Annotated in this window: 14 protein-coding genes; 3 read left to right on the forward strand and 11 right to left on the reverse strand. The window is 49.9% G+C overall.

The window, feature by feature from the left end; genetic code table 11:
* Both apaG and apaH read left to right on the forward strand, forming a co-directional pair.
* Entirely contained in the window at positions 1-378 is a 378-nt protein-coding gene (gene apaG, locus LC084_RS14610) for a Co2+/Mg2+ efflux protein ApaG (protein ID WP_226571929.1), read from the forward strand.
* A gap of 6 nt (positions 379-384) precedes the next feature.
* Positions 385-1,218 (forward strand): bis(5'-nucleosyl)-tetraphosphatase (symmetrical) ApaH, encoded by an 834-nt coding sequence (gene apaH / locus LC084_RS14615; protein ID WP_226571930.1) that lies wholly within the window; start codon positions 385-387, stop codon positions 1,216-1,218.
* Between the two features lie 70 nt (positions 1,219-1,288).
* On the opposite strand, the gene folA is transcribed toward apaH, so the two are convergent.
* Positions 1,289-1,768, reverse strand: coding sequence for a type 3 dihydrofolate reductase (folA, locus tag LC084_RS14620; RefSeq protein WP_226571931.1), 480 nt, complete (start codon positions 1,766-1,768; stop codon positions 1,289-1,291).
* A gap of 228 nt (positions 1,769-1,996) precedes the next feature.
* Between folA and LC084_RS14625 the strand changes: the two genes are divergently transcribed.
* Positions 1,997-2,611, forward strand: coding sequence for a LysE family transporter (locus tag LC084_RS14625; protein ID WP_226571932.1), 615 nt, complete (start codon positions 1,997-1,999; stop codon positions 2,609-2,611).
* Positions 2,612-2,655: 44 nt separating this feature from the next.
* On the opposite strand, the gene kefC is transcribed toward LC084_RS14625, so the two are convergent.
* From kefC to ileS, 10 genes are all read right to left on the reverse strand, one after another.
* The gene (gene kefC, locus LC084_RS14630) at positions 2,656-4,515 is read right to left on the reverse strand and encodes a glutathione-regulated potassium-efflux system protein KefC (RefSeq protein WP_226571933.1); all 1,860 of its coding nucleotides are present in this window, start codon (positions 4,513-4,515) and stop codon (positions 2,656-2,658) included.
* On the reverse strand, positions 4,508-5,038 hold the full coding sequence (gene kefF / locus LC084_RS14635; protein ID WP_226571934.1) for a glutathione-regulated potassium-efflux system oxidoreductase KefF: 531 nt from the start codon (positions 5,036-5,038) through the stop codon (positions 4,508-4,510). The genes kefC and kefF overlap by 8 nt, the downstream gene beginning before the upstream one ends.
* A 159-nt stretch (positions 5,039-5,197) precedes the next feature.
* Positions 5,198-8,422 (reverse strand): carbamoyl-phosphate synthase large subunit, encoded by a 3,225-nt coding sequence (gene carB, locus LC084_RS14640; RefSeq protein ID WP_226571935.1) that lies wholly within the window; start codon positions 8,420-8,422, stop codon positions 5,198-5,200.
* A 16-nt stretch (positions 8,423-8,438) separates the two neighbouring features.
* The gene (gene carA, locus LC084_RS14645; RefSeq protein ID WP_226571936.1) at positions 8,439-9,587 is read right to left on the reverse strand and encodes a glutamine-hydrolyzing carbamoyl-phosphate synthase small subunit; all 1,149 of its coding nucleotides are present in this window, start codon (positions 9,585-9,587) and stop codon (positions 8,439-8,441) included.
* 464 nt (positions 9,588-10,051) lie between these two features.
* The gene (gene dapB / locus LC084_RS14650; RefSeq protein ID WP_226571937.1) at positions 10,052-10,873 is read right to left on the reverse strand and encodes a 4-hydroxy-tetrahydrodipicolinate reductase; all 822 of its coding nucleotides are present in this window, start codon (positions 10,871-10,873) and stop codon (positions 10,052-10,054) included.
* 177 nt (positions 10,874-11,050) lie between these two features.
* Positions 11,051-11,968: a ribonucleoside hydrolase RihC gene (rihC, locus tag LC084_RS14655; RefSeq protein WP_226571938.1), complete on the reverse strand. Its 918-nt coding sequence runs from the start codon at positions 11,966-11,968 to the stop codon at positions 11,051-11,053.
* An 81-nt stretch (positions 11,969-12,049) separates the two neighbouring features.
* Entirely contained in the window at positions 12,050-13,000 is a 951-nt protein-coding gene (ispH, locus tag LC084_RS14660) for a 4-hydroxy-3-methylbut-2-enyl diphosphate reductase (RefSeq protein WP_226571939.1), read from the reverse strand.
* Positions 12,981-13,451: an FKBP-type peptidyl-prolyl cis-trans isomerase gene (fkpB, locus tag LC084_RS14665; RefSeq protein ID WP_226571940.1), complete on the reverse strand. Its 471-nt coding sequence runs from the start codon at positions 13,449-13,451 to the stop codon at positions 12,981-12,983. The genes ispH and fkpB overlap by 20 nt, the downstream gene beginning before the upstream one ends.
* Entirely contained in the window at positions 13,448-13,957 is a 510-nt protein-coding gene (gene lspA / locus LC084_RS14670) for a signal peptidase II (RefSeq protein WP_226571941.1), read from the reverse strand. Before lspA ends, fkpB begins: the two co-directional genes overlap by 4 nt.
* Entirely contained in the window at positions 13,957-16,806 is a 2,850-nt protein-coding gene (ileS, locus tag LC084_RS14675) for an isoleucine--tRNA ligase (protein WP_226571942.1), read from the reverse strand. Before ileS ends, lspA begins: the two co-directional genes overlap by 1 nt.
* Positions 16,807-16,827 lie beyond the last annotated feature (21 nt).

Here is a 16,827-nt window from a genome sequence, read left to right on the forward strand (position 1 = left end):
ATGACAGCATCGCCCCGTGTTTGTGTGCAGGTACAGAGTGTTTATGTTGAATCACAATCGTCGCCAGAAGGTGAGCGCTTTGTTTTTGCATATACCGTTACCATCCGTAATTTGGGGCGAGAGCCGGTACAGCTGCTTGGCCGTTACTGGTTAATCACTAATGGACATGGCCGCGAAACTGAAGTGCAGGGCGAAGGTGTCGTAGGTGAACAACCACACATTGAGCCCGGTGGGGAATACCAGTACACCAGCGGCGCTGTTATCGAAACGCCTTTGGGCACCATGGAAGGGCATTATGAAATGATTGATGCCAATGGCAATGCATTCCGTCTTGCCATTCCAGTGTTCCGCCTGGCCGTCCCAACTCTCATACATTAAGCGCCTATGTCCACATATTTAATCGGTGATGTTCACGGCTGTTATGATGAACTCATAGCCTTGCTTAACCAGGTGAGCTTCAGACCAGAAACAGATACGTTATGGCTGACGGGAGACCTGGTTGCCCGTGGCCCGAAGTCTTTAGATGTTTTGCGCTACGTACACAGCCTGGGCGATAGTGTTCGCATTGTGCTGGGTAATCACGATTTGCATTTATTGGCTGTCTACGCCGGTATCAGCCGTAATAAACCCAAAGACCTGGTCACCCCCCTTCTCGACGCTCCCGATGTTGATACATTGATTAACTGGCTTCGCCGCCAGCCATTGCTCCAGGTCGATGAAAAAAACCGGCTGGTCATGGCACATGCGGGGATTACGCCACAATGGGATTTGGCTACAGCAATAACCTGTGCTGGAGAAGTTTCTGCCGTTCTGTCCAGTGATAGCTACCCGCTATTCCTTGACGCCATGTACGGTGATATGCCCAACAACTGGTCACCCCAACTTACCGGGTTAGCACGCCTGCGTTTTTCAACCAATGCGTTGACCAGGATGCGTTATTGCTTTGCCAACGGGCAACTGGATATGTACTGCAAAGATGCTCCGGGAAATGCCCCTTCCCTGTTGAAACCCTGGTTTTCATTACCTGGGCCGGTTCGGGAGGAATACAGTATCGTTTTCGGGCACTGGGCATCACTTGAAGGGCAAGGTACCCCAGAAGGTGTGTATGCACTGGATACTGGCTGCTGTTGGGGGGGCGCATTAACCTGCCTGCGCTGGGAAGATAAAGCCTGGTTCCATCAGGCCTCATTACGCCCGGAAGATACGAACGATAAATGACACAAACGCCTGGCTGAACAATCAGACAGGCGCCTGGTTAAGCGTTTCTAACCACTTGATACACTACTGATTAATTCCTATCCAGAATCTCAAAGCAGTAACTGTGGCTGTTTTTGTCGTCAGCATCGTGAAACTCACTGAACACCGACTGCCATTCGTCCGTTTCATATTCAGGGAAGTGTGTATCACCTTCCACTTCGGCATCAATATGGGTCAGATACAGGCGATTGGCCATTGGCAGGAACTGCTGGTAAACATGCCCGCCACCAATCACCATCACTTCAGGGTCTTCAGCGCACAGCGCAAGTGCTTCTTCTACTGAACTCACCCACAGTACACGGTCATCATTACCCGGAGTACGGCTGAGAACAATGTTCTTGCGACCGGGCAATGGCCTGCCAATAGACTCCCAGGTTAAACGACCCATAATAACGGGTTTATTTAATGTATTGCGTTTAAACCAGGCCAGATCAGCTGGCAAGTTCCAGGGCATGGCATTTTCCATACCAATTACGCGGTCTACAGCCAGCGCAGCAATCAAACTAATCATGCAGTGCATCCTGAATATTCAAAATTGTCGCCACTATACGGAAAGCCGGGTATTTCGTCACCAGGAGACCCGCCCAAAAAAGCAGAAATATTTTACGCCTGAGCGTTATCCCACAATCCAGCCAAAAGTCTTACCTGTGCTATGTATTAAGGCAGAAAACCACAAGGGGCTACCTTTTTTGAGCCGGGGCGGATATAGTGCTGCCGCTATTTCTAACCAGGATCTCTTATGCTTGAAACAACACTGTTTGTGATAACAATTGCCGCTCTGGGTATGCTTTCCCCCGGCCCTGATTTTTTCCTGGTGATTAAAAATGCTGCCCGCTACCCACGCAAAACCGCATTAATGACTGCGCTCGGGGTGATTTTGGGTGTGGTGACACATATGACTTATTGTGTTGCTGGTCTGGCTGTGGTCATTACTACAACGCCCTGGCTCTTCGGTTTACTGAAATATGCCGGTGCTGCCTACCTGATCTGGGTTGGCCTTCAGGCACTGTTTTCCCGTGGCGGCAGCAAAATGGACCTTAACCAATTAACCCCACAAACGACGTCTTTGCACAAAGCGTTTATTCAAGGGTATTTGTGTAACCTGCTCAACCCCAAAGCGACGTTATTCTTTCTCGCCATGTTTACTCAGGTACTTAATGTGCATTCTGGGTTAGGAGAGAAGTTGTGGTATGCCGGTATTATTGTGGGGTTGACGGTTATCTGGTGGCCGTTACTGGTGGTCTTAATCCAAAGCGCACCTGTACGCCGTGGGCTGGCGAAGGCTCAGAAAGTGGTTGATAAATTACTTGGCGGAATGCTGCTTGCATTGGGTATAAAAGTTGCGCTGAGCTGATATCGTTCCCCTCTGCTCACAAGAGGGGAACAACTGTTACTATGTTATTTCTCGCTTAGCTTATCTGGGTCATCTTGTATGTTCCCATCATGCTTACCTTGATCTGTTCCCTGCCAGCCGTGGCGTTGCATTACATCAAGTTGATTGCGGTCTTGCTCAATGCTTTCGCTCAGCATGGCACTGGCTCGCTTCAACGCTGCAGCCCTGGCCTGCATGTCGTCACTCGCTGACACCATTTCTTCCACCATTCGGGTATTAAAACGCCGGAAATGATCAGCCCGCTCTCGGGCTTCATAGCGGCCAACGCCCAGCGCTTCAAGTGCATGACGACCAACCAAAATGGCACTTTCAAATGTTTCACGCTCTGCCTGTACACCATTCTGTCGCAAGTGAATGTAATGCTCTAAGTCACGTGCTCTGGCAATAATATGCAAATCAGGAAAATGTTCATGGACCATTTCCGTTAGCAGTAAGCTGACATCTGGGTCATCAATAGCGTTAATCAGAACCGATGCTTTTTCCGCTCCGGCAGAACGCAATAAATCTTCCCGCGTGGCATCACCATAAAACACCTGGGTACCAAACTTACGCAGAATTTCAATATGATCCGGGTCATGGTCGAGAACCACTACTGGTACCCCACTCGCCAGCAACAAGCGCCCGGCGATTTGGCCAAAACGCCCAAACCCGGCAATAATGACACTGGGATGCTGGTCGTCAATAACATCGGCTTCCTGCTCACTGGCGGTTTCAGCGCATTCCAGCCGGTTCAACAGCACCAGCAGCAAAGGTGTTGCAGCCATAGACAACGCAACGGCAAGTGTTAATGAACGCGCCCAACTATCATCCAGCACATGGGCATTTTGCGCGGCAGAAAACACGACAAATGCAAACTCACTCCCCTGCCCCAGCAGCACAGCAAACCAACGCCATTGCCGACGAGGGACCTGGAGTGGCCGGGCTACCAACCACAACACCAACGCTTTTATCAGCAAGAAACCAACCAGTAAAAGTAAAATACGCAGGGGGTAATGCGCCAGGGTGCCGAAATCAACGGACATTCCGACACCAATAAAAAACAGCCCCAGCAGTAACCCTTTGAAAGGCTCTATGTCGCTTTCCAGCGCATGGCGGTATTCAGAGCTGGCAAGTAAAACCCCGGCCAGAAATGCCCCCATTGCCATTGAAAGCCCGGCTTCTTCAAGTAATACACCAAACCCAAAGACCAGAAATAATGCCATTGCACTGAATACTTCACGCAGACCTGAGCGGGCAACAAAACGTAGTAATGGCCGTGTAACATAGCGCCCCAGCACCACAACCAGCGCAAGGGCTGCGACCACTTTAGCTGCTGAAATTAAGAAGGCTTCCAGCGTGGTTGATGCGCCACTGTTCGCCAGCAGCGGAATCATGGCGACCAGAGGGATTGCCGCAATATCCTGGAAAAGCAGCACTGCAAAGGCACTTCGCCCCATCGGAGAAAGGGACAGGTTACGCTCATTCATTGCCTGCATGGCTATTGCGGTGGATGACAATGCCAGAGTAAGACCAATCAGTACCGCAACCTGCCAGCTTAACCCAAGCGCGAAGCAAAATGCCGCCAGGCATAGCCCACACGCCAGCATTTGTAATACACCGCCGCCAAACACTGAAGCGCGTAATGTCCACAAGCGGCGAGGGTCCAGCTCCAGGCCAATCACAAACAGCATCAGCACCACACCAATTTCAGCAAAAGCAATAATGGTATGTGCGTCAGTGACCAGGCGTAATCCCCAGGGGCCAATAAGGCAACCCGCAATCAGATAACCCAACACAGAGCCCAGCCCCAGGCGTACAGCCAGTGGGACGATGAAAGCAGCAGCTCCAAGAAAAATCAGAGCTTGTATAAGGTTATGGCTATCCATTAAATGACTCCATCCAGGCTAACAAACGCTGCCGGTATAAATCAGCATGCTGTGCCAGCGTTTCATCATCACAGATAAACGTGCTGTGCATAACATAAGGCTCCAGCCACGACAAACCACAATAGAGCGCCGTTGCCTGAATGGGTTGTGCCAGCACCTCAAAGCCCGGATGGTCTCCCAGGCTGAAGTGGTGCTCCCCACCTCCAGTGGTCACAGCCCAGAGCATATCTTTACCATGCAGAGCAGACCCATTACGCCCATAAGCCCAGCCATGGGACAGCACTTTATCTACCCAAAGCTTCATCAGCGGAGGCATGCTGTACCATTGCATAGGGTGCTGCCAGATAATCAAGTCGGCCTTGCTCAAAGCCTGTTGTTCAGCAGCGACATCAATATTGAAATCCGGGTACAACTCATAAAGCGAGCGCACTTCAACCCCTTTTAAATCAGCCACATGTGCCAGCATTGCTTTATTCGCGTGGGAAATATGGGGATAGGGATGTGCATAAATAATCAAAATCATAGGATTCAGCTTGTATATTCCGTAACAGCTACAGTAAGCATTGTAGCCTGAATACTGCTGTATAAAGACAGGGATAGATTGATGAAAAAGTGCAAATAAATTGATGGGACAAAAAAGCCCGCAAAAGCGGGCTTTCAACATTACACTGGCAAACCGGGGTTATTTATTAATTTGCGCGTGCATTTCCTGCACAGAGATAACTTTCTCTTTAGCATCGGCGTTGAGAGCCATTGCTGTCGCAAAACCACCATTCAGTGTGGTGTCATAATGCACTTTATATTGCAAAGCACTGCGGCGAATGAGTTTGGAATCCTCAATAGCCTGACGCCCAGCGGTGGTGTTAATGATATAGGTATATTCGCCATTCTTGATACGATCCTGAATATGCGGACGACCTTCATGCACCTTGTTCACCAGGCGGGGGTTAATACCCGCCTCGCCCAACACAATGGCAGTACCGTGTGTTGCATCCAGTTCAAAGCCCTGTTTCTGCAATTTAGCAGCCAGGTCAACCACACGTTCTTTATCACCTTCGCGAACAGAAAGCAGTGCGCGGCCAGACTTTTGCATATTGGAGTTACTGCCCAATTGTGCTTTAGCAAAGGCTTCCGCAAACGTGCGCCCAACCCCCATCACTTCACCAGTAGAACGCATTTCTGGCCCCAACAGCGGGTCAACACCCGGGAATTTGTTGAACGGCAGAACCACTTCTTTAACGGAGTAGTAAGGTGGAATCACTTCCTTGGTATAACCCTGCTCAACCAGCGTTTTGCCAGTCATTACACGGGCAGCGACTTTCGCCAGCGAGACACCCGTTGCTTTCGACACGAACGGAACCGTACGCGCTGCACGCGGGTTAACTTCAATCAGGTACACTTCATTGTCTTTCACGGCGAACTGTACGTTCATCAGGCCACGAACCTGCAATTCGAAGGCCAGTTTTTGAACCTGCTGGCGCATTACATCCTGAATTTCTTTGCTCAAAGTGTAAGCAGGCAGTGAGCAGGCAGAGTCACCAGAGTGAACGCCAGCCTGTTCGATGTGCTCCATGATGCCGCCGATTAATACCGTTTCACCATCACAGATAGCATCCACGTCTACTTCAACAGCATCATCCAGGAAGTGGTCAAGCAGTACCGGTGCATCGTTAGATACACTCACAGCTGTAGCAAAGTAACGGCGCAAGTCTGTTTCGTCGTAGACAATTTCCATTGCCCGGCCACCCAGTACGTAAGACGGGCGCACAACCAGCGGGTAGCCAATCTGCACTGCTTTTTCCACTGCCTGCTCAATTGCGGTTACTGTCGCATTCGCAGGCTGTTTCAGTTTCAGGCGTTCAACCGCATGCTGGAAACGTTCGCGGTCTTCTGCACGGTCAATCGCATCCGGGCTGGTACCAATCACAGGTACACCTGCAGCTTCAAGGTCACGAGCCAGTTTCAGCGGAGTTTGACCGCCATACTGAACAATCACACCCTTCGGTTTTTCGATACGCACGATTTCCAGAACATCTTCCAGCGTAACCGGTTCGAAGTAGAGACGGTCTGATGTGTCATAATCGGTTGATACTGTTTCCGGGTTACAGTTCACCATAATGGTTTCGTAACCATCTTCGCGCAGCGCAAGTGATGCATGCACACAGCAGTAGTCGAACTCGATCCCCTGCCCGATACGGTTTGGCCCACCGCCCAGCACCATGATTTTATCGCGGTCCTGATGTGGGTTCGACTCACACTCTTCATCGTAGGTTGAGTACATATACGCCGTATCAGTGGCGAACTCTGCCGCACAGGTATCAACCCGTTTGTAAACCGGGTGCAAGCCATATTGCTCACGCAGCTTACGCACTTCCCCTTCACGCACACCAGCCAGTTTAGCCAGCCGTGCATCGGCAAAGCCTTTGCGTTTCAACTGGTGCAGGAACTCTGCATCCAGGCCATTGATACCCACATCGGCAACCTGTTCTTCCAGACGCACCAACTCTTCAATTTGTACCAAGAACCAGCGATCAATATTCGTCAGGTTGAAGACACCATCAACAGACAAACCTGCACGGAAAGCATCCGCGATATACCAAATACGGTCTGAACCGGCATCTTTCAGTTCACGGCGAATTTTGGTCAAAGCTTCCGGATCATCCAGGCTAACTTTAGGATCAAAGCCTGTCGCGCCCACTTCCAGTCCACGCAGCGCTTTTTGCAGTGATTCCTGTTGAGTACGGCCAATCGCCATTACTTCACCCACGGATTTCATTTGCGTGGTCAGGCGGTCATTCGCCCCTGCGAATTTTTCGAAGTTAAAGCGAGGAATTTTAGTGACGACATAGTCGATGGATGGCTCAAAGGAAGCAGGAGTACGGCCCCCGGTGATATCATTCATCAACTCATCCAGGGTGTAACCCACCGCCAGTTTGGCAGCCACTTTGGCAATCGGGAAACCTGTTGCTTTAGAAGCCAGTGCAGAAGAACGGGAAACACGCGGGTTCATTTCGATAACAATAAGACGCCCGTTTTTCGGGTTTACAGAAAACTGTACGTTGGAACCACCCGTTTCAACACCAATCTCACGCAGCACCGCCATCGAAGCGTTACGCATGATTTGGTATTCTTTATCCGTCAGCGTTTGAGCCGGGGCGACTGTAATGGAATCCCCGGTGTGAATCCCCATGGCATCGAAGTTTTCGATTGAGCAGACAATAATGCAGTTATCATTTTTGTCACGCACCACTTCCATTTCGTACTCTTTCCAGCCAATCAGTGATTCATCAATCAGCAGTTCACGGGTTGGGGAAAGGTCCAGACCACGCTGGCAAATATCTTCAAACTCTTCGCGGTTATAAGCAATACCGCCACCAGTGCCGCCCATAGTAAAGGAAGGACGAATGATACAGGGGTAACCCACATCTGCAGCAACAGCCAGTGCCTCTTCCATGGTATGAGCAATACCAGAGCGCGCGGTTTCCAGACCAATTTTCTTCATCGCTTTATCAAAGCGCTGGCGATCTTCGGCTTTATCAATGGCATCGGCGGTTGCACCAATCATGGTGACACCGAACTCTTCCAGCACACCCTGGCGTTCCAGTTCCAGAGCACAGTTCAGTGCAGTTTGCCCACCCATGGTAGGCAACACCGCATCCGGGCGCTCTTTTTCAATAATTTTGCGAACGACTTCCCAGTGAATAGGCTCGATGTATGTTGCATCAGCCATGTTGGGGTCAGTCATGATGGTTGCCGGGTTCGAGTTAACCAGAACAACCCGGTAACCTTCTTCGCGCAGCGCTTTACACGCCTGTGCACCGGAATAGTCGAATTCGCAAGCCTGGCCAATCACAATTGGACCAGCACCAAGAATCAGGATGCTTTTAATATCTGTACGTTTTGGCATGGTTTCAGGCTCCTGATTATTTCGCTACTGAACGGTATTGCTTAATCAAATCGATAAAGTGGTCAAACAGCGGTGCCGCATCATGTGGGCCCGGGCTTGCCTCAGGGTGCCCCTGGAAACTAAAAGCTGGCTTATCTGTGCGGTGAATACCCTGGAGAGTGCCATCGAACAAGGATTTATGGGTGATACGCAAGTGACCTGGCAGGCTCGCTTCGTCAACTGCGAAGCCATGGTTCTGAGCAGTAATCATTACACGGTTATGTTCGAGATCTTTTACCGGATGGTTACCACCATGGTGGCCAAATTTCATTTTTACAGTTTTTGCACCGCTTGCCAGCGCCAGCAACTGGTGCCCCAGGCAGATACCAAAGACCGGGATATCGGTAGTCAGGAATTGCTCAATAGCGCGAATAGCGTAATCACAAGGTGCCGGATCACCAGGGCCGTTAGACAGGAAAATGCCATCCGGATTCAGCTTCAGCACGTCATCTGCCGAAGTCTGGGCTGGCACCACGGTAATACGGCAACCACGGTCAACCAGCATTCGCAGGATATTGCGTTTAACGCCAAAATCGTATGCAACAACGTGGAAGGGTAAGTCACCGTCTTGTGCCGCTTCTGGCAAGCCGTTGGTTAACGACCATGAGCCTTGTGTCCAGCTCCAGGCTTCTTTTGCAGTAACTTCTTTAGCCAGGTCCATACCACTCAGGCCAGGGAACGCTTTGGCTTTCTCCAGCGCCAATGCAGCATCTGGGTTATCACCAGTAATGATGCAGCCGTTCTGTGCGCCTTTCTCACGTAACAGACGAGTCAGTTTACGCGTGTCAATATCAGCAATCGCGACAATGTTGTTACGCTTCAGATAAGACGACAGGTCTTCAGTGTCCCTGAAGTTGCTGGCAATCAATGGCAGGTCGCGGATCACTAACCCTTGAGCATGCACTTGTGACGACTCTTCATCGGCTTCATTGGTACCAACGTTACCGATATGAGGATAAGTAAGAGTGACAATTTGGCGAGAGTAGGAAGGATCAGTGAGGATTTCTTGATAACCGGTCATTGAAGTATTGAAAACGACTTCCCCAACGGCCTGTCCTGTAGCCCCAATGGCCCGACCGTGGAATTGGGTTCCGTCTTCCAGAACCAACAGCGCTGACTTAATCAAAACGTCCTCCAGGGAATAAAAAATCAGTATATTTGCATATTAATTCATAAATAGTGTATGAATCAACGCAAAAACGCCTGTCTGGCGAATTTTTGGCAAACGGCGGCATTCTAAAGACAACATTGCCAAAAGTCCAGCGAGAGGGGGATTTTTCTTTTCATTTTAGCCAACCTGGGCAATAACACCTCCCTTTAGCTTAAAACAAGTAATAAAACTGGTGTAAAAAACCCAAATCATCAGATTTAACTGTGAAAAATAAAACTTCCTCACGTAAAAGTGGACCACATGGTCAAAATTGTTATCAAAAGGAGAAAAAACAAGAGAAAACTGATGATTTCATGAGTTATGGAGATAAAATCAAATAAGACAGACAAAAAAACAAAAATAAAAAGGGCAACAAAAATATTGCCCTGCCAATCAAAAAGTTAAGATTGCAATAACCACATCACGATTGGGTAATAAAACTATAATTCATTTAAATTAAGGACATCCCGCATATCATAAAGGCCATTTTTTTTGCCTTTTAACCACATGGCTGAACGAACAGCACCATTAGCAAATGTCATGCGGCTGGATGCTTTATGGGTTACCTCAAGGCGCTCACCAATATCTGCAAACATCGCGGTGTGCTCCCCAACAATATCCCCGGCCCTCACGGTGGCAAAACCAATGGTGCCCGCAACTCGTTCGCCGGTATAGCCTTCCCGGCTGTACACCGCACACTCCTTCAGGTCCTTACCTAAAGCACTGGCAATTGACTCGCCCATTGCCAGTGCCGTCCCCGAAGGTGCATCAACTTTATGGCGGTGGTGTGCTTCAACAATCTCGATGTCAGTGTAATCACCCATCACTGTTGCGGCCTTTTCCAGCAGTTTCAGCATCACATTCACACCAACACTGAAATTAGCTGCGAAAACAACAGGAATAGACGCACTGGCGTCTTTAATGGCCTGTTTACCTGCATCATCAAAGCCTGTGGTGCCTATCACCATGCCTTTGCCGTGATCACGGCAAAATGCCAAATGTGCCAGCGTGCCTTCCGGGCGAGTAAAATCGATTAACACATCAAAATCATTTGCAATACTGTCCAGTGAGTCCTGAACGGTAATACCAGAATGCCCGACACCCGCCAGTTCCCCCGCATCGCTTCCCACCAGAGAAGACCCATTGCGCTCCAGTGCAGCCCCGAGAACTACACCTTCCATTTGCTGTACTGCCTGGATTAACTGTCGGCCCATACGGCCACCGGCGCCTACAATAGCGACGCGAATTTGTACTTCTTCCATATTGAGGCTCTTGTTGATATGCATAAAAACGCTCTCAGGTTAACCAGCCTGTAAGCAAGCCGCCACCCGAAAACACCTATAATTAGAAATTTATGACAAACGCTTCGTAATATCAGTAAGAGACATTAATCCCACACTAATATCATGGTTATGTGCAGCTCGGTGCAGATTTGTGCATTAAGGCGCCATTGCCAGTGTTTCATCCACCCAATGACGGAACCCTTCTACATCAATATCCAGTGCAACACGCACATTCGCTGGCCGGTTAAAACGGTTTTCCAGATCAACCACTGTTGTCCCTGATGTTAACGTACCCTGTGTTTCCACCCCTACATAGCAATCGACCAATTGGAAGAGAGCAGGATTAACAAGCCAGGCAATGGCACACAAATCATGCATTCTCAGCCCGGTTGTAAGGCTGCCACTACGGTAATGGCTGAATAGTGCGTACAGCATTTCCCCGGTTTTACTTTGTGTTTTTAGACGTGCCATGTAGTCAGGCGTGAGAACCGCCCGGTTGGTAACGTCCAGGCCACACATTACTATTTCAACGCCACTTTCCATGACCTGTGCAGCCGCTTCCGGATCAATAGCAATATTGAATTCAGCATTGGGAGTGAAGTTGCCGCGCCCCGCCGAGCCCCCCATCATGACAATACGTGCAATATTGGTTTTACAGTCCGGGTAATGTGCCAGCAGGAGCGCAACATTAGTCAATGGCCCAATAGTCACCAACGTGACGGGACGAGCACTGTCCTGAAGGCATTCAGCCATCGCCATGAATGCCGGGCGAATTAAGGGCGACTGACTGGGAGCAGCAAAGGCATAACCATCCATACCACTTTCGCCATGAATATGGGCAGCGTCAGCGGGTGGACGGCACAATGGGCGAATGGCCCCCTGGGCAACGGGAATATCTTCACCCCAGAAATCCAAAAGTTGCAAGGCATTACGGGTGGTTTGCATCACGCCAACATTGCCTGCCACCGTAGTAATAAGTTTGAGGTCAATATGCGGGCTAAAGATAGCAGCAGCCAGGGCGACCGCGTCATCAATACCTGGGTCCGTATCCAGAATAACCGGAATGGTTTGCATACCTGCTCCTTTGCAGCGTGTATAAAAAATGCCAGATGATTGACATCATCTGGCATTCTGCAAATCCTGGCAACCGTAGCGTTATTTCACTTCACGCACATCCAGCCGCAATTCTTTAGGGACTTCAAAAACAATATTTTCTTCACGACCCGTCAATTCGACAGCCTCTTCCCCACCCAACTCTTTCAGGCGTTGAAGAACATTTTGTACCAGAATATCCGGTGCTGAAGCACCTGCCGTAACACCTACACAGGCTATCTTCTGTACCCAGGCTTCCTGGATGTCACTCGCATCATCAATAAGGTAGGCCTGTTTTCCCATACGCCGGGCCAGTTCAGCAAGGCGGTTAGAGTTAGATGAATTTTTCGACCCGACAACCAGAACGACATCAGCTTCCAGAGCAAGTGAACGAACAGCCTCCTGGCGGTTCGTCGTGGCGTAGCAAATATCGTCTTTACGCGGGCCAACAATTTCCGGGAAACGTACGCGAAGTGCGTCAATAACATCCGAAGTATCATCCACAGACAACGTCGTTTGAGTCATAAAGGAAAGCCGGCCTGGGGCTTTTACCTGTAAAGTCATCACGTCTTCGGGGGACTCAACAAGATACATGCCACCTTGCGGGTTACTGTATTGCCCCATCGTCCCTTCAACTTCAGGATGCCCGGCATGGCCGATTAGGATCGCTTCTTCCCCACGACGGCTGGCCCTGGCAACTTCCATATGCACTTTGGTGACCAACGGGCAAGTTGCATCAAATACTGTCAGCTCACGGCTTTTGGCTTCATTCCTGACAGCCTGAGAAACACCATGAGCGGAAAATATCAGAATAGAGCCATCGGGTACTTCACTAATTTGTTCAATAAACACAGCTCCGCGCTCACGCAGGCTGTCAACAACATAGCGGTTATGTACCACTTCGTGGCGCACATAAATTGGCGCGCCGTAGATTTCCAGCGCGTTTTCAACAATGCTGATCGCACGGTCAACCCCGGCACAAAAACCACGAGGATTAGCCAACAGAATCCGCATTCATTGCCTCCTGTTGAGGGTTAATCGCTAATACATCAATCGTAAAATTAACGGTTTGCCCAGCCAGGGGATGATTAAAATCCACGGTTACTGAGTCACCATTAACTTCACGAATAATGCCCGGCATTTCATTTCCGTCCATACCAGTAAATGCGATAATCATCCCAACTTCCGGTTCGCCTGCGTCCACAAATTCCCGGCGGGAAAAATACTGAATCAGGTCCGGATTTGCCGGGCCAAACCCGGCGTCTGGCGCCAGAGAAAAGGCTTTGTTATCCCCAACAGCCAGCCCGAGAAGTTGTTCTTCCAGTGCGGCAGATAAGGAACCGTCGCCCAAACGAAATAACGCAGGCTTACCGCTATCACGGGTTGATTCAGCCAGTGAGCCGTCATCCAGTGTTAGAGTAAAATGCACCAGAACGGCACTGTCATGTTGAACAACATCAGTCATGAGCTTTCCTTCTGATTTGCGTTTTTCCCTTGTACGAAGAAACCTTCCAGTACAATCAGCGCAGCACCAATACAAATACCGGCATCCGCAATATTAAAGGTGGCAAAATGCCAGTCGCCAACATAGAAGTCGATCATATCAACCACAAACCCGTGCCAGACACGATCGAACAAATTACCCAGCGCCCCGCCAATAATTAATGCATAGGCAATATTAGTCAGTTTCTGTGAGGCCTTAGCACGATACATAAGTACCGCCAGAACCACACAAATACCGATAGCGATACCAGCAAAAAACCAACGTTGCCAGCCGTCTTTATCTGCCAGGAAGCTAAATGCCGCACCCGGGTTGTGAGCATAATGCAGGTTTAAAAAAGGAATTAGCGGACGGGTCTCAAACAACTGGAAGTTATCCATGATCCACTGTTTAAAACCCAAATCCACCACGAGAAGCAGAAGCGCCAGCCATAGCCAGCGCAGACCTGTTGAAAATACCGGTTTACTCATCAGGCAAACTTACGTTGCTCGCCGTCACCGGCGACATTGCTGACACAGCGGCCGCAGAGTTCTGCGTGTTCCGCTACCTTGCCCACATCTAAAGTGTAATGCCAGCAACGCGGGCATTTATCACCTTCAGCTTTGTGGAGCGCAATTTTCAGCCCTTTGAGCAGTTCACTCTGCTGGGCATCATCTGTTGCTGCTGCATAATCGACAACATGGGCACCTGAGGTCAACAGGACGAATCGTAATTCATCGCCAAGGCTTGTCAGTTTGCTTGCCAGTTCGCTGTCAGAGTAGAGAATCACAGCGGCTTCCAGTGAACCACCGACACGTTTTTCCGCACGAGCCTGTTCAATCACCTTGTTCACTTCACCGCGAACTTTCAACAGGGTATCCCAGAAAGCATCATTCATCGGCTCATCTTCGGCAAGACCAAACAGCCCCTGGTACCATTCGCCAGTAAACACATATTTCTCGTGCTCGCCAGGTAAATAACCCCAGACTTCATCAGCGGTGAAAGAAAGGATTGGTGCCATCCAGCGAACCAAAGCCTGAGCAATATGATAAAGCGCAGTCTGGCAACTACGGCGCGCCACACTGTCAGGTTTAGCCGTGTACTGGCGATCTTTAATGATATCGAGGTAGAAAGACCCCATTTCGATGGAGCAGAAACGCATCAGGCGTTGTACCACTTCATGGAAGTCATAGGATTCATACGCTGCGATAATATCGGCTTGCGCCGCCTGGGCACAACCGACCGCCCAACGATCCAGCACCACCATATCTTCTGGCTGAACCATATCTTTCGCAGGATCAAAACCGTTCAGGTTTGCCAGCAAGAAGCGCGCTGTGTTACGAATACGGCGATAGGCGTCAGCGGCACGTTTGAGGATCTCATCAGAAACCGCCATCTCACTGGTGTAATCTGTAGAAGCCACCCAAAGGCGAAGAATATCTGCACCCAGTTTATTCATGACGTCCTGCGGGCTAACAGTATTACCGATGGATTTGGACATTTTGCGCCCTTGCCCATCGACAGTGAACCCGTGAGTTAACACCTGGCGGTAAGGCGCTTTGCCTTTCATTGCCACGCCAATCATCATGGAAGACATAAACCAGCCACGATGCTGGTCGGAACCTTCCAGGTACATATCAGCGGTGTGGCCGCCAAACTCAGGGCGGGCATCAACCACGGAATAACTGGTTGAACCGGAATCGAACCACACATCCAGGGTATCTGGCACTTTGACATAGTCATCAGCTTCGTTGCCCATGATCTCGTGCGGGTCCAGATCCCACCAGGCCTGAATACCACCTTTTTCAACACGCTGGGCAACGGCTTCAATCAGCTCTTCAGTGCGTGGGTGCAATTCTTCCGTTTGTTTATGGACGAATAAAGCCATCGGTACGCCCCAGGTACGCTGGCGGGAGATACACCAGTCTGGGCGGTTCGCAACCATTGATTCAATACGTGCCTTACCCCATGCCGGCACCCAACCGCTCAGGTGCTCTTTTTCCAGCCCTTCCTGTTCGATACGGTCGATTTCTTTCAGGGATTTAATCCGCAGCCCTTGTTTATCCATGCTGATAAACCACTGCGGTGTTGCACGGAAAATAATCGGGGTTTTGTGGCGCCAGCAATGCGGGTAGCTGTGCAGCATTTTCTCAACATGCAGCAATGCACCTTTATCACGCAGCAGGTTAACGACCAGATCATTGGCCTTAAATACCTGCACGCCATCCAGCCCCGGATAAGTACCCGGCAGATAGCAACCATCCGGCCCTACTGGGTTAGCGATTTCCAGGCCATATTTCTGGCTGATGACATAGTCGTCAGGGCCATGACCACCTGCGGTGTGAACGGCACCAGTACCGGCATCCAGAGTGACGTGTTCACCCATGATTGCAGGTACATCAAAGCCCATGAAAGGATGTGTGAAACGCAGTAACTCCAGCGCAGCGCCTTTAGCGGTACCCAGAACGCGCCATTCAGTGATACAGGCGCGTTTCATGACACTCTCAACCAACTCGGTTGCCAGAATCAAAGCCCGGTCTTCGGTCTGAACCAGCGCATATTCAAATTCAGGATGCAAAGAAATTGCCCGGTTTGCAGGCAAGGTCCATGGCGTCGTTGTCCAGATAACCAGTGCCACAGGGCCTGCTACCTGCTCAACAGAGAATGCAGCTTTTACTGCTTCAACATCGACAGCATTAAATGCGACATCAATAGATGGCGACGTTTTGTCGTAATACTCAACTTCAGCCTCTGCCAGGGCAGAGCGGCAGTCGACGCACCAATGCACTGGCTTGGCACCTTTGAGCAAATGACCGTTGCCAATGATTTTACCTAATGCACGAATAATATTGGCTTCAGTATCATAGTTCATCGTCAGGTAAGGGTGCTGCCAGTCGCCCAACACGCCCAGACGGATAAAGTCCTGACGCTGGCCGTTTACCTGTTCAGTGGCATATTTACGGCACTCGGCACGAAACTCACTGGCAGACACTTTTTCACCCGGTTTACCCACCAGTTGTTCAACTTTTAATTCGATAGGCAAGCCGTGGCAGTCCCAGCCAGGAACATAAGGGGAATCATAGCCAGACAACCCTTTGGATTTAATAATAATGTCTTTGAGAATCTTGTTTACAGCGTGACCAATATGAATGCTACCGTTCGCATATGGAGGGCCATCATGCAGAATGAATGTTTTTTTGCCTTTTTTCGCATTACGGATGAGGTCATACAGACCGTCATCAGTCCAACGCGCCAGCATACCCGGCTCGCGTTTTGCAAGATCACCGCGCATCGGGAACCCTGTTTCCGGCAAATTCAGGGTAGATTTATAGTCACTCATTAGATTTTCTATTCCGTCTTC

The sequence above is a fragment of the Mangrovibacter yixingensis genome (assembly GCF_020523985.1).
Classification (GTDB): Bacteria; Pseudomonadota; Gammaproteobacteria; order Enterobacterales; family Enterobacteriaceae; genus Mangrovibacter; species Mangrovibacter yixingensis.